Origin of the sequence: Micromonospora sp. M51 (assembly GCF_018070305.1) — a bacterium.
Lineage (GTDB): Bacteria > Actinomycetota > Actinomycetes > Mycobacteriales > Micromonosporaceae > Micromonospora > Micromonospora parva.
Window position 1 is genome coordinate 1 of the sequence record NZ_JAGPXZ010000997.1, and the last position, 1,879, is coordinate 1,879.

At 72.2% G+C, this 1,879-nt stretch carries 2 protein-coding genes; both read right to left on the reverse strand.

Annotation, left to right across the window (positions count from 1 at the left end; genetic code table 11):
* Positions 1-953: winged helix DNA-binding domain-containing protein (locus KBX53_RS31710; protein ID WP_210863480.1), on the reverse strand; the 953-nt coding region annotated here is incomplete at its 3' end.
* Positions 950-1,879: alpha/beta fold hydrolase (locus KBX53_RS31715; RefSeq protein WP_210863482.1), on the reverse strand; the 930-nt coding region annotated here is incomplete at its 5' end. The genes KBX53_RS31715 and KBX53_RS31710, both read right to left, overlap by 4 nt.

Here is a 1,879-nt window from a genome sequence, read left to right on the forward strand (position 1 = left end):
GGGTAGTTGCCGGCCTGTCCACCGGCGAGCGCCCGGGTGGCGGCGGCACCGGGGAAGAGCCGCTCCCGGGGGTGGCAGCCGACCGCGTACGCGTCGAAGTAGGGCAGCAGCCGTAACCCGGACGGCCGGTCGTCGGGGAAGTCGGAGTCGTCGGCGGCCACCCAGGCCGTGGTGCCCTCCACTGTCACCTCGGTCAGATCGAGCGAGTCGAACAGCCATTTCCCCCACGCCGGTGGGACCGCCAGCCACCTGGCGAACTGCGCCGGGGTGGCCGGGCCGTACGCGTACAGGTAGCTGCGCACGAGTGCGGCCAGGGCGGCGCGACCGGGCATCGGCGCGAAGTCGGGCAGCCACCGGGTCGGGCTGGTGTACGTGGTGACCCGACCGCGGTTCGGGCCGAAGCAGATCACCCCGCTGCGGGTGGCGTCGGTCATCGCGGCGACCCACCGTGGCCACCTGTCCTGAAAGGCCTCCATGACCAGGTCGCCCGCCCACGGGCCGGTACGGGCGACGATCTCCTCGGTCAGCTCGGCGGTGGTCAGGTCGGCCTCGGCGACCGCGTCGGCGATGGCCGCGAGGACCTGCTCGGTCTGCTGGGGCGTCAGCAGGACCACGCTGCGTTCCCACGACGGGGCCGGCAACGCGGTCAGCGCGCCGACCCACATCGGCAGGTCCGCGGCGGCGAGCAGATGCACGGTGCCGCGTGGGCCCCGGGTCTTGACCAGCGTGCGATCCGTCCACAGTGCCCGGCGCACCAGGGCGCGGGTCGCGCCCGGCACCCGCAGCCCGACGGACAGCTCGGCGGCCGACGCGACCTGGGCGTGCGCGCCGCACATCGTCGACACCACGTCGGCGACGCGTCCGGCGTCCGGTGCCGCGCCCGCCGCCGATGTGTGCAGCCCGTGCCGCCGAAGACGTCGGGCGGAGACCTGGTCCCAGCTCAGCTCGGTCATCGCAACTCTCGGAAGAACGTGCGGATGTCCGCGGCGTGCGCCACCGGCTCGTCCATCGCCACGAAGTGGCTGCCCGGGTTGCCCTGCGGCCAGTGCACGATGGTGTTGTCCCGTTCTGCGAGGCGGCGCATCAACGCGGACCCACCGCCGTACACACCGGACGGCACCCGCCGTTGGCCCGTCGGCCAGGCGAAACCGCCATCTTCGGTAACGGTCAGCCGCTCGTACATGGGCCACGACGACGTTCCGGACGTGCCGGTGAACCAGTAGAGGCTGACGTTGGTGAGCAGGTGATCCCGGTCGATGGCCTGCTCCGGCGTGGGCACCGTCATGGTGAACTCCTTGAACTTCTGCATCATCCAGGCCAGCAGCCCGACCGGCGAGTCGTTCCAGGCGTACGAGAAGGTCTGCGGCGCCGCCCGCAGCAGCGCGTGATGGTCCACGCCACCGCTCATCCACCGCTGCATCTGCTCCCACTCGGCGCGTTCTGCCACGCTCATGTCCGGCACGTCGGCGGCGGTCGGGAAGCCGAACCCGCCGTCGATGTGCACACCGACCACCCGCTGCGGCGCCACCGCCGCCACCCGCGGCGCGACGTACGCGCCAAGGTCGCCGCCCTGGGTGCCGTAGCGGTGGTAGCCGAGCCGGGCCATCAGTTCGGCCCACATCCGGGCGAGCCGGTCGATCGTGAAACCGGCCGGCGGCGCCTGCGAGAAACCGTAGCCGGGCACCGACGGGACCACCACGTGAAACGCGTCGGTGGGATCACCGCCGTGGGCGCGCGGGTCGGTCAGTGGACCGATCAGCTCGGTGAACTCGACGACGGAGTTCGGCCAGCCGTGCGTGAGCAGCAACGGCAGCGCGTCCGGCTCCGGCGAGCGGACGTGCAGCAGGTGTACGTCCAAGCCGTCGATCTCGGTGAGGAG